23 protein-coding genes are annotated in these 22,578 nt (G+C 39.5%); 16 read left to right on the top strand and 7 right to left on the bottom strand.

Annotated elements, in window-relative coordinates; all coding sequences use genetic code 11:
• Positions 1 to 24: 24 nt before the first annotated feature.
• Both CEY16_RS11790 and rlmH read left to right on the top strand, forming a co-directional pair.
• Positions 25 to 1,260, top strand: a complete 1,236-nt coding sequence (locus tag CEY16_RS11790; RefSeq protein WP_101332233.1) for a S1C family serine protease — start codon at positions 25 to 27, stop codon at positions 1,258 to 1,260.
• Positions 1,261 to 1,773: 513 nt separating this feature from the next.
• Positions 1,774 to 2,253, top strand: a complete 480-nt coding sequence (gene rlmH / locus CEY16_RS11785; RefSeq protein ID WP_101332232.1) for a 23S rRNA (pseudouridine(1915)-N(3))-methyltransferase RlmH — start codon at positions 1,774 to 1,776, stop codon at positions 2,251 to 2,253.
• A gap of 241 nt (positions 2,254 to 2,494) precedes the next feature.
• On the opposite strand, the gene CEY16_RS11780 is transcribed toward rlmH, so the two are convergent.
• Genes CEY16_RS11780 through CEY16_RS11770 form a run of 3 tightly spaced genes read right to left on the bottom strand, consistent with a single transcriptional unit; the run spans position 2,495 to position 6,530 of the window.
• Entirely contained in the window at positions 2,495 to 3,643 is a 1,149-nt protein-coding gene (locus tag CEY16_RS11780) for a thiolase family protein (RefSeq protein ID WP_101332231.1), read from the bottom strand.
• 3 nt (positions 3,644 to 3,646) lie between these two features.
• Positions 3,647 to 5,182, bottom strand: coding sequence for a class I adenylate-forming enzyme family protein (locus CEY16_RS11775; RefSeq protein WP_101332230.1), 1,536 nt, complete (start codon positions 5,180 to 5,182; stop codon positions 3,647 to 3,649).
• A gap of 19 nt (positions 5,183 to 5,201) precedes the next feature.
• The gene (locus tag CEY16_RS11770; protein WP_101332229.1) at positions 5,202 to 6,530 is read right to left on the bottom strand and encodes a short-chain fatty acid transporter; all 1,329 of its coding nucleotides are present in this window, start codon (positions 6,528 to 6,530) and stop codon (positions 5,202 to 5,204) included.
• Between the two features lie 143 nt (positions 6,531 to 6,673).
• Here CEY16_RS11770 and CEY16_RS11765 point away from each other — a divergent pair, with 143 nt between their 5' ends.
• The 4 genes from CEY16_RS11765 to CEY16_RS11750 all read left to right on the top strand — a co-directional run bounded on the left by CEY16_RS11765 (position 6,674) and on the right by CEY16_RS11750 (position 10,211).
• Positions 6,674 to 7,285: a TetR/AcrR family transcriptional regulator gene (locus CEY16_RS11765; RefSeq protein ID WP_101332228.1), complete on the top strand. Its 612-nt coding sequence runs from the start codon at positions 6,674 to 6,676 to the stop codon at positions 7,283 to 7,285.
• Positions 7,286 to 7,351: 66 nt separating this feature from the next.
• A complete protein-coding gene (locus tag CEY16_RS11760) occupies positions 7,352 to 8,239 on the top strand; it encodes an AbaSI family restriction endonuclease (RefSeq protein WP_143484623.1) in 888 nt (295 codons plus the stop codon).
• 133 nt (positions 8,240 to 8,372) lie between these two features.
• Positions 8,373 to 8,996 carry a class I SAM-dependent methyltransferase gene (locus tag CEY16_RS11755; RefSeq protein WP_101332226.1) on the top strand — a complete coding sequence of 208 codons (624 nt, stop codon included), beginning with the start codon at positions 8,373 to 8,375 and terminating at the stop codon, positions 8,994 to 8,996.
• Positions 8,997 to 9,176: 180 nt separating this feature from the next.
• A complete protein-coding gene (locus CEY16_RS11750) occupies positions 9,177 to 10,211 on the top strand; it encodes a hypothetical protein (RefSeq protein ID WP_143484622.1) in 1,035 nt (344 codons plus the stop codon).
• Between the two features lie 225 nt (positions 10,212 to 10,436).
• Here CEY16_RS11750 and CEY16_RS11740 read toward each other — a convergent pair whose 3' ends face one another.
• Both CEY16_RS11740 and CEY16_RS11735 read right to left on the bottom strand, forming a co-directional pair.
• Positions 10,437 to 10,925, bottom strand: a complete 489-nt coding sequence (locus CEY16_RS11740; protein WP_101332223.1) for a pyridoxamine 5'-phosphate oxidase family protein — start codon at positions 10,923 to 10,925, stop codon at positions 10,437 to 10,439.
• A 161-nt stretch (positions 10,926 to 11,086) separates the two neighbouring features.
• Positions 11,087 to 11,677: a DUF6241 domain-containing protein gene (locus CEY16_RS11735; protein ID WP_101332222.1), complete on the bottom strand. Its 591-nt coding sequence runs from the start codon at positions 11,675 to 11,677 to the stop codon at positions 11,087 to 11,089.
• Positions 11,678 to 12,006: 329 nt separating this feature from the next.
• Here CEY16_RS11735 and CEY16_RS11730 point away from each other — a divergent pair, with 329 nt between their 5' ends.
• Positions 12,007 to 13,302 carry a DUF2254 domain-containing protein gene (locus CEY16_RS11730; RefSeq protein ID WP_238378841.1) on the top strand — a complete coding sequence of 432 codons (1,296 nt, stop codon included), beginning with the start codon at positions 12,007 to 12,009 and terminating at the stop codon, positions 13,300 to 13,302.
• 126 nt (positions 13,303 to 13,428) lie between these two features.
• On the opposite strand, the gene CEY16_RS11725 is transcribed toward CEY16_RS11730, so the two are convergent.
• Complete coding sequence (locus tag CEY16_RS11725; protein WP_101332220.1) at positions 13,429 to 14,415, bottom strand: NAD(P)/FAD-dependent oxidoreductase; 987 nt, start codon at positions 14,413 to 14,415, stop codon at positions 13,429 to 13,431.
• A gap of 162 nt (positions 14,416 to 14,577) precedes the next feature.
• Here CEY16_RS11725 and CEY16_RS11720 point away from each other — a divergent pair, with 162 nt between their 5' ends.
• Entirely contained in the window at positions 14,578 to 15,108 is a 531-nt protein-coding gene (locus CEY16_RS11720) for a gamma carbonic anhydrase family protein (protein WP_101332219.1), read from the top strand.
• A 56-nt stretch (positions 15,109 to 15,164) separates the two neighbouring features.
• Here CEY16_RS11720 and paaX read toward each other — a convergent pair whose 3' ends face one another.
• Positions 15,165 to 15,986, bottom strand: coding sequence for a phenylacetic acid degradation operon negative regulatory protein PaaX (gene paaX, locus CEY16_RS11715; protein ID WP_101332218.1), 822 nt, complete (start codon positions 15,984 to 15,986; stop codon positions 15,165 to 15,167).
• 476 nt (positions 15,987 to 16,462) lie between these two features.
• Here paaX and paaA point away from each other — a divergent pair, with 476 nt between their 5' ends.
• From paaA to CEY16_RS11675, 8 genes are read left to right on the top strand one after another with little or no spacing between them, the layout of a single operon-like run.
• Positions 16,463 to 17,452 (top strand): 1,2-phenylacetyl-CoA epoxidase subunit PaaA, encoded by a 990-nt coding sequence (gene paaA / locus CEY16_RS11710; protein WP_101332217.1) that lies wholly within the window; start codon positions 16,463 to 16,465, stop codon positions 17,450 to 17,452.
• A 14-nt stretch (positions 17,453 to 17,466) separates the two neighbouring features.
• Entirely contained in the window at positions 17,467 to 17,826 is a 360-nt protein-coding gene (paaB, locus tag CEY16_RS11705; protein WP_101332216.1) for a 1,2-phenylacetyl-CoA epoxidase subunit PaaB, read from the top strand.
• A complete protein-coding gene (gene paaC, locus CEY16_RS11700) occupies positions 17,802 to 18,638 on the top strand; it encodes a 1,2-phenylacetyl-CoA epoxidase subunit PaaC (RefSeq protein ID WP_101332215.1) in 837 nt (278 codons plus the stop codon). The genes paaB and paaC overlap by 25 nt, the downstream gene beginning before the upstream one ends.
• 25 nt (positions 18,639 to 18,663) lie before the next feature.
• Positions 18,664 to 19,164 carry a 1,2-phenylacetyl-CoA epoxidase subunit PaaD gene (gene paaD / locus CEY16_RS11695; protein WP_420795534.1) on the top strand — a complete coding sequence of 167 codons (501 nt, stop codon included), beginning with the start codon at positions 18,664 to 18,666 and terminating at the stop codon, positions 19,162 to 19,164.
• Between the two features lie 21 nt (positions 19,165 to 19,185).
• The gene (locus CEY16_RS11690; protein ID WP_101332213.1) at positions 19,186 to 19,503 is read left to right on the top strand and encodes an EthD family reductase; all 318 of its coding nucleotides are present in this window, start codon (positions 19,186 to 19,188) and stop codon (positions 19,501 to 19,503) included.
• Positions 19,484 to 20,257 carry an enoyl-CoA hydratase/isomerase family protein gene (locus CEY16_RS11685; protein ID WP_101332212.1) on the top strand — a complete coding sequence of 258 codons (774 nt, stop codon included), beginning with the start codon at positions 19,484 to 19,486 and terminating at the stop codon, positions 20,255 to 20,257. The genes CEY16_RS11690 and CEY16_RS11685 overlap by 20 nt, the downstream gene beginning before the upstream one ends.
• Before the next feature lie 3 nt (positions 20,258 to 20,260).
• A complete protein-coding gene (locus tag CEY16_RS11680) occupies positions 20,261 to 21,037 on the top strand; it encodes an enoyl-CoA hydratase-related protein (protein ID WP_101332211.1) in 777 nt (258 codons plus the stop codon).
• 23 nt (positions 21,038 to 21,060) lie between these two features.
• A complete protein-coding gene (locus CEY16_RS11675; RefSeq protein ID WP_101332210.1) occupies positions 21,061 to 22,578 on the top strand; it encodes an aldehyde dehydrogenase family protein in 1,518 nt (505 codons plus the stop codon).

Below are 22,578 nucleotides of genomic sequence, written 5' to 3'. Positions count from 1 at the left end.
TATTAAAAACGTGAGGTGGAATTGATGGGTTATTATGATGATCATCATATGAACAGAAGGCTAAAGTCGAAACGGGGTTGGCTTTTACCTACATTAGTGGGGTTAGTATTAGGTATTGTGCTTATAATATTAGCTCTCCCGACATTAGTTAAAGCGAATTTTTTACCTTATGAAATATCCGTCCAAGATGTCGATGATGAAAATGTGGAACAGGACGATGCGGGTGATCAAGGTGAAGGGGAATCGAAGTCTGTTAGTGTAGACATCAGTTCTCAAGCTACAGAAGTGGTGCAAGGCGTTTCAAACACGGTCGTTGGAGTCGTGAACATCCAACAAAGCCAGAATATCTTTGGACAATCATCTGAGAGAGATGATGAACAGGCTGGAACAGGGTCAGGAGTCATCTATAAAGTCCAAGATGACCGAGCTTACATCGTGACGAACTACCACGTCATTCAAGGGGCAAGCACAGTTGAGATCGTGTTTGCTGATGAAGAACAAGTAGAAGCGGAAGTAGTTGGTGGAGATGTCTATACGGATTTGGCCGTATTAACCGTTGATGCTTCCAACGTAGAGGAAACGATCGAGTTCGGGAACTCTGACGAATTGAACGTAGGTGAACCCGTACTAGCAATCGGGAACCCACTCGGCTTACAATTTGCGGGGTCTGTGACGCAAGGGATCATTAGTGGTAAAGAACGATTGATTCCACAAGACTTAAACCAAGATGGACGTCCAGATTGGCAAGCAGAAGTATTACAGACGGATGCAGCGATCAACCCTGGTAATTCAGGGGGAGCTCTTGTGAACATGGAAGGTCAATTGATTGGTATCAACTCATTAAAGATCGGGGCAGCACAAGTTGAAGGATTAGGCTTCGCTATTCCAATTGACTATGCTCGTCCGGTCATTGATCAACTTGAAGAAAACGGAGCTGTCAGCCGTTCGTATTTAGGTATTACACCTTATTCCTTATCAGATGTCGCTCAGTACCACTGGCAGAACACATTGGACTTACCAGATGATGTGGAAAGTGGAGTCATTGTCGATGCTGTTGAAAATGTATCACCAGCTGATCAGGCAGGACTGGAACAATATGATGTCATCGTTGAACTGAACGGTGAGACCATTACGAACGTGTTAGAACTGAGACAATATCTATATAATGAAACAGAACCAGGTGAAGAGCTCACAATCACATACTATCGTGATGGTGAACTGCAAGAGACCACAGCAACTTTATCAGCACAAGAATTTTAATAGCGAGTCCACTCAATTTTTGGGTGGACTTTTGTTTATTTATGTAGGAAAGAGCGCATTTGATGGTTAATTATAAAGCGTTGTTTTAACTTTATTGTTCGGAAATGTAGGTTATGCACAATATTCATTCACTTGTACACAAATTGTGAGTAATAAAATTCGTGGTGAAGATATATTGTGTCCTTTTTTATATAGATACCCATATATAGCACGAACATATGTTGATATGTTGATAAACCTGTGGATAAGTAGGGTTATTCAAGGATAATCAACAAAAGTCCCCAAGTTCATCCGTCATGTACACAGATAATGTGGATAACCTTGTGGATTAAGTGAATAACTTATATACCAACATGTTCACACGTTTATAAAAAAAGCAATAGTAAAATGAAAAATCGTCCAACGTTCGTAAAAATGTTAAGCTTATGTAAAGAACCCACAATTAAAGGTAAGCGCATGTGTTCGTTTTTTAAAAAATGTTCGGATTATCCACAAGTGAAAGGAGAACTACAATTGAATATAACAATCATTTCAGTAGGAAAGTTAAAAGAGAAGTACTTAAAGCAAGGAATCGATGAGTATCTGAAGCGGCTCAAGAGCTACGCCAAGGTCAAAATCGAAGAAATTCCCGATGAACAAGCCCCCGATCACCTCAGTGAAGCCGATGAAGAAATCATCAAAAACAAAGAAGGCGAAAAGATATTAACAAAGTTATCCACAGATACATACGTAATCACTTTGGAGATCGAAGGTAAGATGTTAACGTCTGAAAAGTTCGCAGCGAAGTTAGATGAATTAGCTACATATGGTAAGAGCAAAATCGCTTTTGTGATTGGTGGATCATTGGGGTTAAGTGAAGAAGTCAAAAAAAGAAGCGACCTAGTGGTCTCCTTCAGCAAAATGACTTATCCACACCAGTTAATGAGGTTGATTCTATTGGAGCAGGTTTATCGAGCGTTTAGGATAAATAGAGGGGAACCTTATCATAAATGAGGGGGAAAATTGTGAATTTAATAAAACATTGTCGGAGATAAGACAAGATTATTTAGATGCAATGCAAGGCGATATTTATTAGAAATTTGAAATAACCGACCATCTTTGCACTAGGGCAATCGTTCGATTGGAGGTTATTCTCAGAAGCTTTCTAAATATACGTGAATGGTGCCAATAAATGAAGGAATCCTTATTGATTTTTTTTCAATAAGGATTCTTTATTTAAACTACTCAATTTTTTTTATAGCCTCTCAATTATAGTAGCATTTGCCATCCCATGTCCTTCACACATTGATTGGAGACCGTATTTTAAATTTTTCTGTTCTAACTCACTTAGAAGCGTAGTCATTAGTCTGATTCCACTCGCTCCAAGAGGATGACCAAATGCAATAGATCCCCCGTTAGGGTTAAGTTTGTTAGGATCGACTCCTGTATCTTTTAACCAAGCTAAAGTTACCGCTGCAAATGCTTCGTTAATTTCAAAGATATCGATATCATCTAGTGTTAGATTTGCCTTCTTAATTGCTTTAAATGTTGCCTCGATAGGACCTGTCAACATAAGGGTTGGATCTGATCCTACAACCGTTCTTGTGTGGATTTTGAATTTGGGTGTGAAATCAAGTTCTTTAGCTTTTTCGCTGGACATAATAAGCATAGCCCCGGCACCGTCACTAATTTGACTTGAATTCCCCGCCGTTATGACACCATTTTCTTTAAATACTGGATTCAGCTGAGATAGCTTTTCGACACTTGTTTCTTTCCTTGGACCTTCGTCATTTGTCATTTCAACCTTAGACCCATCTTCTAGCTTCACGGTCAAAGGCATGATGTGATCTCCCAGTTTATTGGCTTCTTGTGCCATTATTGCTTTTTCGTGACTTTCTAGTGCATGTTGGTCGAGTTCGCTTTTTGATATATTCCATTTTTCAGCGATCATCTCGGCAGAAAGACCTTGATTTATCATGTCATATTTATCAGTTAACTTCTCACTAAACTCTACTCCTTGCATGTTAGAAAACATTGGAACACGTGACATGCTTTCAACACCAGCAGCGACAACACACTCCATATCACCGCTCAAAATAGCTTGGGCAGCAAAATGTACAGCTTGTTGACTAGATCCACATTGACGATCTATCGTAGTACCTGGTATTTCTACTGGATAATCAGCAATCAATGCTGCCTGTCGGGCGATATCAAAAGCTTGTTCTCCAACCTGAGTGACACATCCCATAACCACATCTTCCACCATGTTGTTTGGTATTCCAGACCGTCTAATTACCTCTTTCAAAGGTTCAGCTGCTAGTTCCTCAGCTCGAATATTACTTAACAATCCTTTTCTTTTTCCCACAGGTGTTCTGACTGCTTCAACAATAAAAGCTTCACGCATGATTTATGACCTACTTTCTGAATCGTATTGGTTCCGCAATAAATGCTTTTGGATTTTTCCAATAGACGTTCTAGGGAAATCTTTAACAAAATAAATATCTTCTGGAATCTTGAAGGAAGATATTTTATTTTCGCAGTAGTTTATTATATCTTTATCAGTTAAAGAATCGCTATCTGTTTCAATGTAAGCAACAACTTTTTCCTCTCTTATTTCATCTGGGACACCTATAATTGCGCAGTTTTGAACATGAGGGTGATCGTTGAGCACATTCTCAATTTCTAAGGATGATATATTTTCGCCTGCCCTTTTAATGACATCTTTATCTCTGTCGACGAACCAAATGTAGCCTTCTTCATTTCTGTATCCGAAGTCACCTGTATATAACCAGCCATTACGTAGGGATTTATTAGTTTCTTCTTCATTTTTTAAATAGCCTTTCATAAGTGAAGGGCTTTTGATGATAATTTCTCCTACCATTTTATTTGCACATTTTTCTCCTTCATCATTTACGATCTTAACCTCATGCCCTAATGCAGGTTTACCTAAAGCCAAGATATTGGATTTTTCATCCACTGGCATATCTTCGTAAAGGGGAGTTACAATATTTGTCGTAATAGATTCCGTCATTCCGTACCACTGAAATAAATGAATGTTGAATCGATTAACAAATTCATCAATTTCGCTTTTATTAACGAACAAACCGTATCCTATATGTCTAATATTGTGATTGTTCTCTTTAGGATGTTTTGGCATTCGAAGTAAAACTTTAATGATAGTAGCGACAAAACTTGAAACTGTAGGATCATATTTTGCTACTGTGTCCCAAAATGTATTAGCACTAAACTTTTCTAATAAGATTATTGAACCACCGGCAACTAACATTGACATGGAAGTGTAGTACTGAGAGTTTACGTGAAACAATGGTAGAAATATTAAATATCTATCTTCACTTGTAAGTTGTTGATAGGTAACAGATGAATGACCAGCAAATAAGTAGTTTTCATGAGTTATCATGACCCCTTTTGGCTTAGCTGTAGTACCCGATGTGTAGACAATCGAACTTACATCATCTGAATCAATATCGTTAAAATGGTTGGAATCTGAATACTTACTTACTTCACTTTTCCATTCATTACTGAATTCCCGATGGAAATTCAATGGATGATTACGCATTACATTCATATGATATTCATTAGTTAGAGAGGGATCATAAATGATTCCTTTGCTCTCAGAATGTTGAAGAAAGTATTCAAGTTCAACAGAAGTTGTTCCTGTATTGATTGGTATGAATATAGCACCAATTGCAGCGCAGCCAAACCATATCTCGTAGAATAATGGGTTATTAGGTATCAATACTGAAACTGTATCCCCTTTTTGAATGCCATGGTCGGCAAGCCACGAAGCAATCTGATTACTCCTATTCAACATATCTAGGTAAGAGATCTTCTCGTCTTCAAAGTAGATAAAGGTTTTATCATTGAATTTTTCTGCTTGTTTGATGAGATACGAATATATGGTCAAATCCCCATGTGTTAACATAAAATTCTCCTTTCTAAAGTTAGAGCAAAGGTATTATTGTAATCGTTAAGGATGAAACAATAAATAAAAGAATCATTGATACTAAACAATAACCCCAGATATCCTTTAAGCCTAGCTTGGCAAGACCTAAGGCTGGTAACACAAAAAATGGCTGGAGCAAGTTAGTAGTTACATCACCGATTGATACGGAGTTGACAACCACCGAGATTGGTAGATTAAAAGTTTCTAGTGCCTGTACCATAATTGGTCCTTGGATTTGCCATTGTCCTCCTGCTGAAGGCACGAAAATATTGACTATAGCGGCAGAGAGAAAACTGAAGAATGGAAAAGTTACTTCATTTGCCATTGAAGCGAATGATTCAGCAATCACAACAATCAGACCTGATCCAATCATCATTCCCATTATCCCTGCATAGAAAGGAAATTGAACTAATATCCCGGCAGCGGCGGACATCCCGTTTGAAACAGCATTTAGATAACTAACAGGCGTTCCATGCAAGGCGAGACCAAGGATAATAAATGCAAAATTCATGATGTTTAGTTCCAGATTGAATCCATTCTCTCCAACGTACATAAATAACCAAAGTACACCAAGAGCTACCATAGCGTAGTTAATGATTCTACTATGGTCTAATCGCTCTGCTATCGTTTTAGGGATTATTTTTTGCTCCAATTCGGGCTCTGAATGACTAGTGTTATCAAATGGTATAACATCTTCTTGCTTCGGTGCCATCTTTATGTAGGCAAAAATTATAACCACTAACCCTAATAAAGCAGTAATTAACATTGTTGGACTGAAAGTTGTCTGTGTTAACGGAATCAAACCGATTTCCTCTTGTAGTGAATGGTCTGGTGTATTTACTAGCAATGGTGCAGTTAATGTTATACTAGCTGGTAGAATAGCAATAGTACCTGTGTAGGCAGCCGCAATTAATAGACGAAAATCAGCAACTTGTACTCGTTTTGCGACTTCAATTGCGAATAATGTACCAAATACAAAACCTAACCCCCAGCTTAGGTATCCGGTTATGGCTGCTACTAAGATTGTTGTGATAATAGCCGATTTTTGATTTTTTGGTTTGGAGGCCATTTTTTTCATCAACTTTTGTAGGGGAGGGGATTTCACAAGTGCATAGCCAGTGATTAATATTAAAATCATTTGTGTCGTAAAAGCCAGAAAGTCCCAAAATCCACTATACCAATGGGAAGTCATAGGCATTAATCCTTCTCCAGTGATTGTCATTCCCATAACTAAAGTAAGAAATGTTAATAGTATTGCGAATATAAAAGCATTCGGTAAATAATTTTCAATTCCAACCTTGAATCTTTGTGCAGCATGTCTTAACATTTGAATCCTCCTTTTAATTTGGTAGCGCTTTCAAGAGTTCGTAAAAATTAATTTAAAAACTCTTGTTTAGTATTTTACAGACTGCGGTCTCTTTGTCAATATATTATTAATTTTTTGAAAATAAAATTTCAGGAGGCAAAATAATGAACCTAAGACAACAAAAAGCTCAATTAACTAAGAAGAAAATTACAGAAGTAGCGCTTAAATTATTCGATGAACGTGGATATAATGAGGTTTCAGTAGATGAAATTGTAAGAAAATCTGAAACTTCGAAAGGAGCATTTTATACCCACTTTAAAAGTAAGCATGAAGTATTTTTAAATAAATTTAGAGAAATTGATCAGTTTTATATTCAAGAAATTATCGGCAGTGTGACTCAAGAACATTCCTCTTCAGCGAAACTTAAAAAATTTCTAGAATTGCAAATGGACTATATTGAGAAGGAAGTTGGTTGGGACGTAACGAGAACTATCTATGTGAATGAATTGAGTGCTGACCGGGATAGCTATTTCCTCATGAGTGACAGGCCCCTATATGAAATTTTGAAAAGCATTTTGGAAGAGGGAAAGAAATTAAATGAATTCAGACAGGATTTAACTGTGGATGAACTGATGCTTATTTGTTTACGCACAATGAGAGGTATTTTGTATGACTGGAGTCTAAAACAAGGTGGATTTTCTTTAAGTCAAGAACAAGGTGTGCTTTTTGAGATTATGATTAATGGGATCAAAAATGAGAAAAGGTTTAAGTCATAAAATAGATTTTATATATTGATTTAAATTTTAAAATTGAAAATTTAAATTGGGGAAGGAAATTTGCGCTTGAGTAAACGAGACTATCTGATTAAAACGTTTTCTAAAACAAATAAGAAAGACTATGAAAATTATATCTTAACGGCAATTTGGCACAAGTTAGGCTGTCTAGATATAAAGCCTGTAACCCAGCAGTATGTAAAACGAACAGACACAGGTTATGCTTTGATAGATTTGTATTTTCCACAAGTCCATGTTGGGGTGGAAGTGGACGAAGCTTTTCATAAGAAGCAGGTCGAGGCAGATGAATTGAGAATGGATGATATTATCTCATCTATAAGTGAGGAGGAGATTAGTGATTTTCGTGTTTTTCGTATCGATGCTACCCAAACGATCGAACAGATCAATAAAGATATAGATGGTGTTGTTCATTACATAAAACAAAAAGCAGACAGTTTACAGTTGTCGTGGCCGACATATGAGGAAGAATTAGCTCAATTGATGCAGAAGGAAACATTATCTATTTATGATGATATTTCGTTTCAATATATTAAGGATATTGCCAATACCATCTTTAATCGAAATGCTAAAGGTTATCAAAGGAGTTATTTTCGAGTCAGAGAGAATTTATGGATTTGGTGTCCTAAACTCTCAATCAACGTCGGTGGTGACTTAAAGTCCGCTGCTGGAGGATGGATTAATGTGCTTGCTGAGGATTGGTCTTATATTGACGAATCAAATCAGGATGAAGAGATTCTTCAAGCAAGAGAGGAAAGCTTTGCTGAAACGGTTAAAAAAGGTAGAGAGCGAGCGGTGTTTGCGAAATTCAAAGATAATCTAGGAGTAAATCGGTATAGATTCATAGGTGTGTTTAAAGTCATAGAAGACCTACAACCTGAGAACCGTCGATTCATTAGATTTACTCGAATTAGGGAATCGTTAGAGATAGATAAATAAGTATAATTGTAAATGCTTTTAAAAAAGGTCTGGTATTAACCAACTTAAGTTATGTAGGTCAGTGACTGTTATACCTCTTTATAGGTTTCTTTTTTTATAAATTAAAACTGAATAAAAGAAGGTGCATCCTAAAATGATTAAGTCAGAAAGCTTTTGGGATAAAACTGCAAGCAAATATTATGAATTAGAGAAGAAGGATGAACAGACTTACTTCACAATAATAGAAAAAACGAAACCATATCTCAAAACGAGTGACACTGTGTTAGACTTCGGCTGCGGAACCGGATTGATCACCAATGAAATTGCGAAATACGTAAAGGAAATACATGCGATTGATACTTCTTCTAAAATGATAGGTATTGCAGAAAGAAAGGCAAAAGAACGGCAAATTCAAAATATAGACTACGATCACGTAGATATTTTTGATGATCGTTTTGTGGAAAGTTCTTTTGATGTTATTTTGGCTAGTTATGTTCTGCATTTGTTGGAAGACGAACATATGGTTATCCAAAGAATGAAGGAACTTCTGAAGCCGGGGGGATTATTAATATCTGTAACACCTTGCCTCGGAGAAAAGAAACTTCTTAGTGGCTTTTTATTCATGGGAAGCAAGATCAACATAGTGCCAAAAATAAATTCATTTAATAGAAACGATTTAGTCAACACATTTGAGGAAGGGAACTTTTCAGTAATCGATACGGAGTGTTTAAAGAAAAGCTCTCAAGAATATTTCATAGTTTCTAAAAAGATAAAATGACATAAAGAGAGTCCTCTTCCGATGGGAGAGGGCTTTTTAAATGTTGAATTATATAAACTTGATTAGAGAAATTTTTTCCACCCCTTCTGCAACTACATTTTTTATCCTAGCGTCATAAGGAATAACAAAAGATATAGGAGGGGTATTATCTTAAAAAATCTATTTTTCAGTACAATGTTAATGGGAGTCTTACTGATTGCTGCTTGTGGCCAAGGTGCTACAGGTGATGGGGATGAAACCACTACTGAATCAGAAGCGGAACAAACGGAACAGGAAGTGGCGAACTCGGAGAACACTGACCAATCAGAAGGAAGCGATCGTGCTTCAAATGGTGATAGTCATTCGATGGATAAAGAAGAAGCGGCAAATGTACTTGGTGAGTATGAGGAAGCGTTCAATAATGTAATAAATAACAAGAATGACCAAGGGAAACAGAATGAATACGAGACAAAAGATGGACTTCAACAACATTTCGAGAACTTTATGACTGCTGAGTGGGCAACAAACATTATCGACATTTATTTTGAAGAAAAAGATGACGGGTTATATGTAAAAGCAATTGATGGACCAACGTTCTTACAACAGGATCAGGAGTATTCATTTACGAATCATGAAGATGGTACCGCAACAGTTACTCAAAATCGTGATAATGAATTAACTGGAAATGTGGAAATGAAATATGAACTACAAGAAGTAGATGGAAATTGGGTTGTTCACGACGTTTCTAGCCAAGAAACAAGCGACGAATCCAATCAATCTGAAGAAAATGAAAATACTGATGAGAACAACAATGATTCTTCAAACGCTGAAAACGATGCACCAGCAATGAGTAAAGACAGAGCTCAAACAGTTCTAGAAGAATATGAAGAAGCATTTAAGAAAGTGATTAATTACACGGACGAAAATGGTAAGCAAAAAGAATATACCACTAAAGAAGGATTAGAAGAACATTTCAGACACTTCATGTCAGCTCATTGGGCAGCACACATTGTCGACACGTATTTTGAAGAAAGAGATGACGGATTATATGTAAAAGAAACGGATGGACCAATCTTCTTACAAGAAGACCAAGAGTTTTCTTATGCGAATAATAAAGGCACCAATGTGATCGTCACACAAGAGCGAGACAATCAATTAACCGGAAATGTGGAAATGCAGTACGTGTTGATGGTCAATAATGGAAGATGGATCGTACACGATGTGACTCGTAACTAATATGATAAATTTCTATATTTAACCCTAAAGGAGACAGTTGTATATGCCAACTGTCTCTTTTTTTGATTAAGTCGCCACGCCGTTAAAGCAAAGCTCTCAAGAATATCTTTTTCTCTAGGAAGATATAGTAGTATTGCGCTGGGAAAAGTTTGAGGCGAAGGCCATCTTCTATTTATTGAAAAGCTCAAAATGGGTGGTCCCATATCAAGACCACCCATTTCGCTGTTATTTATCCAATTCAATCGTTTCATTAATATCTGTTGATTCAGTATCTTGCCCTGTCATTCGTTTATAGAAAAAGGCGGTTTTCTTCGTAAAACTACCACTGTCCCAATATTCTGCTGCTTCCGCATTCACTTTTATGAGGACCACGGTAGGATCGTCATAAGACGTTTGCATGAATTTATCAAGTCCTTTATTCCATAATTCTTTTTTCTTTTCCGTGTCTTCAACGATTTCGGCTCTTCCACGCACAGAAACATAGGAGTCACCTGCGTATGCCACATTTACATCCTGCTCGTGTAAAATCTGATCAAATTTATCAGTTTCTTTTTTGGTGAAGAACCATAAGTCTCCATCAAACTCTACTTCCTGCGTTTTCATCGGGCGGGAAACAAGGCCTTCTTCCGTTGCCGTTGTCAGCATTGCCGTATCTATATCCTTAATTAACTCCCTTAACGTTTCAATTTCTTCCTGTTTCAGCTTGTTAGACATTTTCATCACCTCACTACGGTATTAGAAATATTTTACCCTTTACATTTAAAATTAATCAGATGGCAGCAGGAGACACTTTTCCAGAGGCGTTTTAATGTGCGGAGATATTAATACAAGAGATATCATGTTGTGTGGAAAAAAATAAGCCCGATTCCTCGGACTTATTCAGCTGATTCAATATACGCTTTTTCTTCTTCTTCACTTAGAACTCCTGTGGCTCTTCCTACATTCCCACCTTGTAGCTCCCATATGATGTTATGGTGAACATCAATGTTGGAGAAGTTCCCTTCCTTCCATTGGTTGAGAATGTCCAAGTATTGATCACCATGGTTATAATTATTTGCTTTTACTACTTCAATCACCCAATTGATCCGTTCTTCTGTGATTCGATAAAATCCCCATTTTTCCTCAGCTCTCACCTTTTGATGGCTCATCTGATGGATATAGTCTTGAACAAGTTTTTCATCAACATTTTCTGCAAGCTCTTGATCGCCAAAGGGATTCAAGTTCTCATTATCTGTTGATTCCTCGAACTTCTCTTCGGATAATTCCTTCACTTCTTTTTCATCTTCTTCAACATTCTTTGGTGAAAAGGTTTCACCTTCCTCTTCATTATCATCATCGTTCTCAGCCTGTGCTGATTTGCTATTATCTGTTGTGTCCATCATGATATATGTAGCAAAATATATCCCACCACCAACAGCAAGCAAGATCAATAAGCCTAACGTCCATTTGTAAATCTTGTTCCACATGTCTTACGGCCCCCTAATGATTCTTCCTACCCATATTACAGATAATGGTAAGTTAATTCAATCATATAATTTTTTAAAAATGAAATTACACTTGTAGACGATAAATATTCTTTTAGGATTCGGATAAATTAAAGAATTGAATTCAACTACCAGTTAAAAGTTGGAATGAGTCAATCATTCGTGCACAAGCGTTTAAAGGTTTATACTTAACTGATGATATTTTTTTGAAAACGGAAAGGAAACAATCTCTCCGAACTTCAGCGATCATCTACTTACACGAATTTTAAAAAGGAGAGATTTTCATGAATACGATGCGAATATGGGTGAGGATGCGGGATAGTTTCTGGTTTTTACCCACCGTCTATAGCTTAATTGCACTGGTGACGGTTACTTTGACCATCTTGATGGATACGTGGCTTGTTCCTAACATGGATGGAAGTGCCTTATCTGAGCTCTTTGTTGAAAAAAGTACAGCCGCAAGCCTTTATAGTGCACTGATTACTTCTGTGTTGACGATGACAACAATTAGTTTCTCTACGATTATGGTTGTTCTGACTACGTATTCAACTCAGTTCTCGCCGCGAACACTGCAGGATTTTATGAAGAGTCGGGTCACCCAACACGTACTGGGTGTCTTTTCTTTCGGATTCTTATTTACCTTGATTAACCTGTTGTTACTTGGAACTAGTAATCAGAAAGAATTTTTAGGCGCTTATTTCACAGTAACCACCGCGGTTATTTGTCTAGGATTTTTCATTCTTTTCATCCACCACTCTTCACGATTTTTACAAGTGAATAATTTGATTGGTCAAATTCGCAATGACACCTCGGTTCTGATCGATAACACGTACCGTGAAAAAGATTATAAGGAGGCCACCGAGTGGAACGAGGAGGAAGTCAAAGAGTGGCAAAAGAACTCTTGGGATGTAGTGAAGGCAAATCAATCCGGTTATTTGCAAGGAATAGAAATCGAAGGGTTGCTTAGATTCGCTAAAAGTCATGACATTCTCCTCTCGTCTGTATATCAAGTGGGAGATTTTGTTCAGAAAGGGGCTCCTGCGTTCTATTATTGGCAAAGAAGTCAGACGGACGAGGCGGACGACATGAGTGGGTGCCTAAATTATATATTGGTTGGTAATGAGCGGACGAATGTTCAGGATATCGAATTTTCGATTCAGAAATTGGTTGAGATTGCGGTGAAATCAATTTCGCCGAGTATTAATGATCCTCATACAGCCGTGAACAGTATAAACCGTATTGGATCACTTTTATCTGATCTGGCATCGGTTCATAAACCCTATCGCTATTATGCTGACCAGAATGAAGATCTGCGCTTTATGATGGAACCAAAAAAGTTCAGGGATTACCTCTACAAGGGTTTGTATCAGATCCGTCTTTATGGCAAAAAGGATATGACGGTGATGGACTCTTTGCTTGAAGCCCTTTATAAAATAGCTATTACAAGCGAGGAACATGTTAAAGAAGATACGTGGCAGTTTGCAAAATACATTATGGAATCTACGGATACCGATGAGTTGCATCAGCTTGATTTCGAACGTTTCTACGAGACGTGCAACAAGATTGCAAATGTGTGCGGGGAAGTGCCTCCGATTAAGCATGCGTAGTACCGTCATATAATCCCCTTTAAGAAGTCGCTGTGAAGTTGAGTTGTCTTCTTAAAGGGGAATTTTGCGCTTCCTCAGGATTTATGGTGCGAGAGTCGGATGTTTATCACCTCTTCCACTAAAATTTTAAGACTTCGCAAATAAGTGTGTGCTATGAATATTGAGTTTTGCTTTCGGATCGATCATTGCTTTTGCATGGTTTACAGCAATTGGTGCTTCGCCAAATCCCGTTGCAATGAGTTTGGCTTTTCCTTCATAGGTGCAAACATCGCCTGCTGCAAAGATACCAGGGATGCTGGTCTCCATTTTAGAATTGACGAGGATCGAGTTTTTCTCAATCTCAAGTCCCCAATCTTTCAACGGTCCTAGCGATGTGACGAATCCGTAGTTCACGAGGACATCGTTCACTTCAAGGATTTGAGTTGCTTCTCCTTTTACTTCTTTTAAAAGAACTTGTTCGATCGCCTCATCACTTCCCATGAGTTCACCGACTTCATATGGTGTAACAACTTTGACGCTTGATTGTTCGAGTTGAGTGACACTGTGCTCGTGTGCTCGGAATTTTGGTCGGCGATGAATAAGTGTGACTTCCTTTGCGATTGGTTCTAAAGCAAGTGACCAGTCAACAGCGGAATCGCCACCCCCACAAACGAGTACGTTTCGGTCTTTAAAGTCTTCTAGATTTTTCACAAAATAGTGTAAGTTTTTACCTTCATACGAATCAGCTGTTTCTACTTTTAGTTTACGCGGTTGGAAGGCACCTGCACCTGCGGTGATGATGATACTTTTAGAATAGTGCGTGCCTTTGGTTGTGGTGATCTCAAAGAGGTTTTCTTCTAATTGCTGCACATCTAGAACGGATTCTTCTAAGTGGATCGTTGGTGAAAAAGTTTGCGCTTGATCATATAAATCATCAACGAGGTCTTGGGCTTTTACACCTTTATAGCCGGCCACATCGTAAATGTACTTATCAGGATAAAGTGCTGATAACTGTCCTCCAACTTGCGGCATGCTATCAATAACGTTAACGGACGCCTCTCTCATTCCAGCATAGAATGCGGTAAATAAACCAACGGGACCTGCACCAATAATGGTAATATCATATGTTTTCATATAATACCCTCCTAAAAGTATAACGATTTATTAACGTTCGTTTAATTATATGTTATATAAAAGAATACAAAACTAGTTTTTAGCTGTCAACGTCTTAACGAATAAAAACGGCCATTAACTTATGTGTTATATTAAAAAGACAAATTGATAGGGAGGGTCCACATGATTTATCGTTATAAGGAACAGACTCCACGAATTCACGAAACAGCATTTATAGCAGACAGTGCGCAAGTCATTGGTGATGTTGAAATTGGAGAAGAATCTAGCATTTGGTTCAACGTAACTGTTAGAGGTGACGAAGGGCCAATTCGAATCGGTAAACGATGTAATATCCAAGAGAATTCAATGGCTCACTTATATGAGAAATTCCCATTAACTCTAGAAGATGACGTATCGGTTGGCCACAATGCAATCGTTCATGGATGCACACTTCGAAAAGGGGTACTTGTTGGAATGGGGGCAACGGTACTAGACGGAGCAGAAATAGGAGAGTACTCGATTATCGGTGCGAATAGCTTAGTTTCATCAGGTAAGAAAATCCCACCACGTTCATTGGTGCTCGGTTCACCTGGTAAAGTCGTGCGAGAGTTAACAGATAAGGATATGGAAATGATCGACGAGACGATTAAAACGTATGCCAAGAAAGGGCAGGAGTTTCGCGATAAGGAGATTTTTGAAGAAGTGAAGCGGTGAAGATGTAACAGCCCATTAAAAAAAGCAGGCCCTAATAAGCCTGCTTTTTCTTATCTTTATTCAAAAACGGACTCAAAGAAGCGGATCGCGGGGCCGTCTAGTAATTTGTGATAATCAGAGAATAGCGCTGCAGCTGAGTCGCCCAACCACTGATCAGGCAATAGCTCAGCCGGCAAGTCCGGGTCGACGAATAAAAACTTGCGGTACTCATGGACGAGCGCCGCACACTTCATGAAGCAAGCCCCGTCACTAATCTCGCCTTTTTCAATCTTATTCTTATCGATGTAATACTTTTCACTGTACTCCTTGATGAACTCTGAATACTTCTGGTTCACTTCATCTAAATCCCAACACTTTTCTACTAAGCTTTTAGGATCGCTCATCCCTTCATATGACGCATGGAAAAATGAAACGTAGGAAGAAATATCATATTTATCAATTAGTCTATGAACCTGTTCATCTAAAGGGTTGGGAGTAATCCAGCAACTGTTGGAGAGCAATCCAAACCCACTCCATACGAGCTCTTTTCGTAACTCATCTCGCAAATGGCGTTGGTCTTCTGGAATCGTATATACCAAAATTCGCCACATCCCATCCCATGATGGTGATTCAGATTTATAGATTCGCTTGGAAGCCTCATCAATTCGTGCCCGACCTTGATCAGTCAACGAATAATAGCTTTTATTTCCTCTTTTTTCAGATTGGACCCAGCCTTGTTTACTCATGCGTGAGATAGCCGTGCGAACGGATTGCTCATTATGTCCGAACTCTTTAAGTAATTTAATTAAACTACCAATCCATATAACGTCACCATAATGGCGTATGTAATCTCCATATAACGTAAAAATCATCGAACGTGTATTAAATTGTTTATCCATGTTAGATCCTTTCCTTCATCATCTAGTTGAGTGTAGTGATTATTCTACTACAAAACAAACGAATATTCATAGATTAATTTTCCGGAACGCTTAAGTGTAAGGCTTTTTTAAAGGAAATTGTTGATAAATTGGAGGAACTTTTGATAAACCCTCGTTGATTCTGATGAATTGCATGAGGCGGCGACTCCTAGGGGGAACAGCGCGAGCTGAAAATCACGCAAAACTCGCGGAGGTGAGTTTTGGGAAGTTGAAGCCGCGCCCCCAGGAAAGCGTCCGCCACTAAGCGATTCGTCAGAATCAACAACATTCTCTAACAGCGATGTAAAAAAGAATGCCAACAATAACATGTTCATAGAATAGAGTAGAGGATGGTATAGTACAAGTGCAATTTTTTGAAAATTATAATTTCTTATTGTCAAAAGTATAACGGTTTGATACTATTACGTTAAACAAACGTAATAAGGGGATGTTGCTATATGTATAACTATATAGAGTATGGCGGAGAGGAAAAATCCAGTGAGTTCGTGGACGATCAAGAGAAATACGATCAGTTTATGGCCCGGATTGAAGCTGGAGAAAAAATCGAACCGGACGATTGGATGCCAGATGATTACCGTCAAGCTTTAATCAAACTTATATCGATGCACGGAATTAGTGAAATTATGGGGGCACTACCTGAGAAGGAGTGGACGCCTAAGGCACCTACGCTTAAACGAAAGCTTGGTATCATGGCGAAAGTTCAAGATGAAATGGGACATGGGCAACTGTTATTACGTGTAGCGGAAGATTTAATGAAACCTTACGGAAAAGATCGTGGAGATATCATGGAAGACCTACTTAGTGGGGATTTAAAGTTCCACAACGTCTTTCATATGCCAACAAAAACGTGGGCGGATGCTGGGATGGTTGGTTGGCTCGTGGATGGAGCGGCGATTATTTCGCAAACCAATATGTTAGATGCGTCTTATGGACCTTATCAACGCGCGCTTCAACGTATTTGTCAGGAGGAAGTGTTCCACGCTCAACACGGCGAAGCGATCATCATGGCATTAGCAGAAGGTACAGATTACCAACGTGAAATTTTACAAAATTCATTGAACCGCTGGTGGCCGTCACTTCTAATGTTCTTTGGGCCGGCATCAGCTGATACAACTGGATCATCAAAGCAAGACATTATGATCAAATATAAAATTCGAAAGAGCTCTAACGAAGAATTACGCCAGGCATTCTTAGATAAGTATTTACCACGCGTGTTTTCGTTAGGCTTAACCGTGCCAGATGAAACGGTTCATTACGATGAAGAACGAGGACAGTGGAATTACCAACAGCCAGACTGGAATGAATTTAAACAAATCATTAAAAATAAAGGACCACGCTCAAAAGAACGCCTTCGTTTAAGAGAGATTGCTTACGAAAACAACCGTTGGGTACGTCAGGCGTTAGCGGCAGATAAGGTCGGTTCATAGAGGGGGAGGATATGATGGGCAACACAGAAGAATCTAATTTTTATCAAGAGTATGAAGTCTTTAGTAAAAAAAGTACAAAGGCACCGATTCAGCATCAATTCAGCTTGCTCGCGCCAAATGAAGAGATGGCCTTAAGCATGGCGGTTGAGAATTTTATGCGGCGTGAAGATGTACTGGATGTGTGGGTCGTGAAACGAAGCAATGTGCGCCGGATGACGAGTGAAGAGCGTGCAAACTGGACGAAGCGCTTGGATAACAAAGATTATCGTAAGACGAAAGGTTACGGTTACTTAAGAGAAAAGTGGAAAGAAAAAGAACAAGGCATGCTGGATGAAAAAGAGATTCTGTCATGGAAAGAGGTGAAGAAATCATGATGGACGTTAAATCAGCGGAAGAGGCTAAGCAAGATGTAGCTTATTCCACGGCATTAAAAGAATTGATCTTTCAGTTAGCTGATGATGATTTTCTCATTTCTTTTCGCGGCTCGGAATGGCTAGGCTTAGCACCTCACATCGAAGAAGACGTTGCTTTTTCCTCCATTACACAAAACACGATGGGGCATGCGTTCATGTTTTATCAGTTGCTAGAGGATTTAGGCGAAGGCGAAATTGATGTGTTGGCGCACGAGCGTCATTCGGACATGAGGCGTAACGGCATTTACTTAGAGAAAAGAAACGGTGACGGCAATTACTTAGATGAACCTTATTACGACTGGGCGTTGACAGTAGTTCGAAATTTTTTATATGAAACGTTTAAAAAGGTGAAATTGGAAGCGGTTACAAAGAGCTCTTATAAGCCACTTGCGAATATTGCAGGAAAAGTTTTGATGGAGCAGCCCTACCACTTAGCACACTGGAAGATCTGGATGAAGCAGTTGTTGAACTCAACAGAAGAGGCGCGCGAACGGATTGAAGCAAGACTTAATGAAGCATGGGAAGAGTTCGGCGATGTTTTGGAATACGGTTCCAAAGCTACTGAAATGGAGCACTTCGGCTTGATAATGGGTGAAGATGAGCTAAAAGAGCGATGGTTGAATGAAGTGTCAAAAACGATTGAGAACTTACCTTCAGGATCACTTGGTAAGAAATACGGAAGCGGCCGTGAAGGTGAACATACGGAAGATTTAGATCAAGCGTTAGCAACTTTGTCTGAAGTATATATGAGTGATAAGGAAGCAATTTGGTAAGCCACATCTTAGGGGGTGAATGATGATGCCAATCAGTCAACGACAAGTGGAGATTCGTGCGGTGTTAAAAACCGTCGATGATCCTGAGCTTCCGAATGTAAGTGTCGCAGATTTAGGGATGGTACATGAGGTTTTTGTGAATGAAGGAGCGGTTTCTATCACGATGATTCCAACCTTCGCAGGGTGCCCGGCACTTGATTTTATTAAGAAGAATGTGAAGACAGCTGTTGAAGAGATGGCTTGGGTTGAGAGCTGTGAGGTTCACTTTTCATTTGAAGAAAAATGGTCAACCGATGCTATAACGGGTGAAGGCAAAAGGCAATTGAAGAAGCACGGCATAGCTCCTCCACCTGAGAATTACCGACCTGGAGAAGAGTGGACCGTGGATTGCCCGTATTGTGGATCAGATTATACATCCATGGAGAATGTTTTCGGACCGACTGCTTGTAGAAGTATTTTATATTGCACGTCTTGTAGAAACCCATTTGAAGCCATGAAACCAGTGGTGGATTACGTTATTAATTAAAATTTGAGAGGGGAAATTTAAATGGTAAAATTAATCGCTATTTACAAGAAACCAGAGGATCAAGAGAAGTTTGATGAGCACTACTTCAACACACATACACCGATTACTCAGAAGATTCCAGGACTTAGAGACATGAAAGTGACGAAAATCGTTGGATCGCCAATGGGAGAAACGGATTATTACTTACTTTGCGAAATGTTCTATGACGACCATGAATCATTACAGGCAGCAATGAAAACAGATGAAGGAAAAGCATCTGGTAAGGATGTTATGAAATTTGCCGGTGATATTGTGACATTAGTGATTGGTGAGGAAGTAAATGTCCCATCAGTTAATTAAGGTTTATGAAGAGGGTCAAGTTGGGGTGGTTGAGCTTAATCGCCCAAATGTCTTGAATGCGTTAAACCGGCAGATGGTGGATGAGATTGTTGATCAGCTAGAAATGTATGATCGAAACCCAGAAATTCGAGTAATGATGATCAAAGGCAATGATAAAGTGTTTGCGGCGGGTGCGGACATTGACGAGATGATGGAAGAAACGCCACTATCGATGGAAATGGCAAATCCTTTCGCCGTATGGGATCGCATGACTTTGATTAAAAAGCCAGTGATCGCGTCAGTTAATGGATTTTGTCTTGGGGGTGCCTTTGAGTTGGCGCTACACTGTGACTTAATTATAGCGGGTGAAGATGCCAAATTTGGATTCCCGGAAGTGAAGTTAGGCGTCATGCCTGGTGCAGGTGGCACGCAATTACTAACTAAAGCGATCGGGCAACGTAAAGCTTTAGAGTGGATTTGGCTTGGTGAACCGTTTAAAGCGGATGAAGCGCAGTCATTAGGCATCGTTAACCGAGTGGTAGCCCCTGAGCTTGTTAAAGAAGAGTCGATGCGCTTTGCTCAATCTTTAGCAAATCAAGCACCGATCTCGGTACGTTTAATTAAGGAAGCTGTTCGAGCAGCTGAAGATTTGTCGCTCATGGATGGAATGAAACTTGAGCGGAAGAATTTTTATTTAGCTTTTGATTCTGAAGACCAAAAAGAAGGCATGAAAGCATTTGTTGAAAAAAGACCTCCTCATTTTAAAGGGGTGTAAATCATGGATTTTGAAACGATTCTTTATAGCGAAAAAGACGGGGTAGCCACGATTACGTTGAACCGTCCGAAAGCTTATAACGCTTTTACAAAAGAAATGAACTACGAAATTACAAAAGCATTGAAGTCTGCTGATAAAAATAAGGAAGTTCGTTGCATTGTTTTTACCGGTGAAGGAAAAGCGTTTTGTTCCGGACAGGATCTGCAGGATGTTGATGAGGATACAAACCATGCAGAGTTCCTTAGAACACGTTATCAACCCATGTTAAAACAACTTAAGGACACAGCGAAGCCTATAGTTGCAGCTGTAAATGGAACAGCCGCAGGGGCAGGGATGAGTTTAGCGTTAGCTTGCGATTTCAGGTTGATGAAGTCTAGTGCTAAGTTTTTGAGTGCGTTTGTTGGAATCGGTCTCGTGCCTGATTCGGGGATGATGTACCATTTACCGCGTTTAATCGGTTATGCGAAAGCGATGGAGATGATCGTTTTAGGGAAACCGATGACAGCAACAGAAGCTCACGATTTAGGCCTCGTAACAGAAGTTGTGGAAGAGAATGAGTGGGATGAAAAAGTAAATGAGTTTACTCAGAACTTAGCGAGCATGCCGACAAAATCGATAGCACTCGTGAAGCGTTACATGATGGATAGCATGCACGAGTCCTACGATGAATTTTTGGAAAAAGAAGCTTTTGCCCAGCGCATCGCAGGTCAGTCCGAAGATCATCGCGAAGGTGTGCAAGCATTTAAAGAAAAACGACAACCGACGTATACAGGTCAATAGATTAATAGAAGGAGCGATTCGAAATGGAAATGACTAAAGAAGCTATTACAGAAGTTGGCGAGATGAAGCGCCAGCACTACTCGATGATTATTAACGGTGAACGTGTAGAAAGTAGTTCAGGTGACACATTTGATACGTTTAACCCGGCTAAAGGGGAGTCTCTTGCAACGATTGCAAAAGCGAATGAAGAAGATGCAGAAAAAGCGGTTCAAGCCGCGCGCAATGCTTTTGACAATGGAAAGTGGCGCAAGTATCCAGTAGGCAAACGTGCACGCGTATTGAATAAAATTGCTGAGATTATGCGTTCGCGCTTTAAAGAATTAGTCGAAATGGAAGTTCTGAACAGTGGTAAGTCTGTGGGGGCAGCAACTGTTCAGGTTAACCAGTCGATTGAGGATTTTGAATTTTACGCGGGCGCAATTGTAGGGCATCGTGGTGAAGTAAATAACATGCCATACGGTTTCTTTAACTATACGCATAAAGAGCCGTTGGGCGTATGTGCGCAGATTATCCCTTGGAACTATCCAATGATGATGGCAGCTTGGAAGATTGCTCCGGCGATTGCGGCAGGATGTTCAGTCGTCATTAAGCCGGCGTCTCTAACTCCAATTACGGCGATTATTCTAAATGAAATTTGCCATGAAGCGGGTGTTCCTGAAGGGGTCGTGAATACCATCCCAGGTTCAGGTGCTGTTGTTGGTGATTACTTAGTACAGCATGAGGATGTGAATAAAGTTGCTTTCACTGGCTCAACGCCTACAGGTAAAGACATTATGGAAAAAGCTTCTCAAACATTGAAACGTCTTACATTAGAGCTTGGTGGTAAATCACCGAACATCGTGTTTGAAGATGCAGATATGGAAGCAGCAGTTGCTGGATCGTTATTCGGAATCTTCTTCAACACAGGCCAGTCTTGTGAAGCGCGCTCGCGCATGTTCGTGCACGAATCGATTTACGATGAGTTCATGGAAAAATTCATTGAAAAGACAGAGAAGCTTGTGTCAGGTGACCCAATGGATAAAGGAACTCACCTTGGATCGATCATTAGTAAAGACCAATTAGAAGTCATTGATGGCTATGTCCAGTCAGCCAAAGAAGACGGCGCAACGATTGCGACAGGTGGTAAGCAAATCTATCCTGATGGTCACGAAAATGGTCACTGGTATGCACCGACCGTTATCACGGATGTAACACCTGACATGAAAGCTGTTCAGGAAGAAATTTTCGGGCCAGTGGTTGTTGTTGAGAAGTTCACAGATGAAAAAGACGTGGTTAAGCGTGCGAATGATACGAAGTACGGCTTAGGTTCAGCGATTTGGACGACAGATCAAGGTCGCGCAACACGTGTTGCACACCAAATCCAAGCAGGTATTGTGATGGTGAATAGCCCGTTCTCGGCATTCCCTGGAACCCCATTCGGTGGTTATAAACAATCAGGGTTTGGACGCGAGCTAACCGTCGAAACACTAGATTTATATATGGAAGATAAGAGTGTCCTGTCTTACTACGGGCCAAAACCTCTTAATCCGTTTAACGTATAA

Origin of the sequence: Halalkalibacillus sediminis (genome assembly GCF_002844535.1) — a bacterium.
Lineage (GTDB): Bacteria > Bacillota > Bacilli > Bacillales > Alkalibacillaceae > Halalkalibacillus_A > Halalkalibacillus_A sediminis.
The sequence above is the reverse complement of the archived record's forward strand: the minus strand, read 5'-3'. Positions and strand labels throughout refer to the sequence as shown.

Excerpts from the sequence above, each read along its gene's own strand:
- CEY16_RS11735 (WP_101332222.1), bottom strand. The coding sequence starts at position 11,677 with ATGTGGAACAAGATTTACAAATGGACGTTAGGCTTATTGATCTTGCTT.
- paaD (WP_420795534.1), top strand. The coding sequence starts at position 18,664 with ATGCCAATCAGTCAACGACAAGTGGAGATTCGTGCGGTGTTAAAAACC.
- CEY16_RS11690 (WP_101332213.1), top strand. The coding sequence starts at position 19,186 with ATGGTAAAATTAATCGCTATTTACAAGAAACCAGAGGATCAAGAGAAG.
- paaC (WP_101332215.1), top strand. The coding sequence starts at position 17,802 with ATGGAAAGAGGTGAAGAAATCATGATGGACGTTAAATCAGCGGAAGAG.
- CEY16_RS11770 (WP_101332229.1), bottom strand. The coding sequence starts at position 6,530 with ATGTTAAGACATGCTGCACAAAGATTCAAGGTTGGAATTGAAAATTAT.
- CEY16_RS11675 (WP_101332210.1), top strand. The coding sequence starts at position 21,061 with ATGGAAATGACTAAAGAAGCTATTACAGAAGTTGGCGAGATGAAGCGC.
- CEY16_RS11720 (WP_101332219.1), top strand. The coding sequence starts at position 14,578 with ATGATTTATCGTTATAAGGAACAGACTCCACGAATTCACGAAACAGCA.
- CEY16_RS11680 (WP_101332211.1), top strand. The coding sequence starts at position 20,261 with ATGGATTTTGAAACGATTCTTTATAGCGAAAAAGACGGGGTAGCCACG.
- CEY16_RS11730 (WP_238378841.1), top strand. The coding sequence starts at position 12,007 with ATGCGGGATAGTTTCTGGTTTTTACCCACCGTCTATAGCTTAATTGCA.
- CEY16_RS11750 (WP_143484622.1), top strand. The coding sequence starts at position 9,177 with ATGGGAGTCTTACTGATTGCTGCTTGTGGCCAAGGTGCTACAGGTGAT.
- CEY16_RS11780 (WP_101332231.1), bottom strand. The coding sequence starts at position 3,643 with ATGCGTGAAGCTTTTATTGTTGAAGCAGTCAGAACACCTGTGGGAAAA.
- CEY16_RS11725 (WP_101332220.1), bottom strand. The coding sequence starts at position 14,415 with ATGAAAACATATGATATTACCATTATTGGTGCAGGTCCCGTTGGTTTA.
- CEY16_RS11790 (WP_101332233.1), top strand. The coding sequence starts at position 25 with ATGGGTTATTATGATGATCATCATATGAACAGAAGGCTAAAGTCGAAA.
- paaA (WP_101332217.1), top strand. The coding sequence starts at position 16,463 with ATGTATAACTATATAGAGTATGGCGGAGAGGAAAAATCCAGTGAGTTC.
- paaB (WP_101332216.1), top strand. The coding sequence starts at position 17,467 with ATGGGCAACACAGAAGAATCTAATTTTTATCAAGAGTATGAAGTCTTT.
- CEY16_RS11685 (WP_101332212.1), top strand. The coding sequence starts at position 19,484 with ATGTCCCATCAGTTAATTAAGGTTTATGAAGAGGGTCAAGTTGGGGTG.
- CEY16_RS11775 (WP_101332230.1), bottom strand. The coding sequence starts at position 5,182 with ATGTTAACACATGGGGATTTGACCATATATTCGTATCTCATCAAACAA.
- paaX (WP_101332218.1), bottom strand. The coding sequence starts at position 15,986 with ATGGATAAACAATTTAATACACGTTCGATGATTTTTACGTTATATGGA.
- CEY16_RS11755 (WP_101332226.1), top strand. The coding sequence starts at position 8,373 with ATGATTAAGTCAGAAAGCTTTTGGGATAAAACTGCAAGCAAATATTAT.
- CEY16_RS11765 (WP_101332228.1), top strand. The coding sequence starts at position 6,674 with ATGAACCTAAGACAACAAAAAGCTCAATTAACTAAGAAGAAAATTACA.
- CEY16_RS11740 (WP_101332223.1), bottom strand. The coding sequence starts at position 10,925 with ATGTCTAACAAGCTGAAACAGGAAGAAATTGAAACGTTAAGGGAGTTA.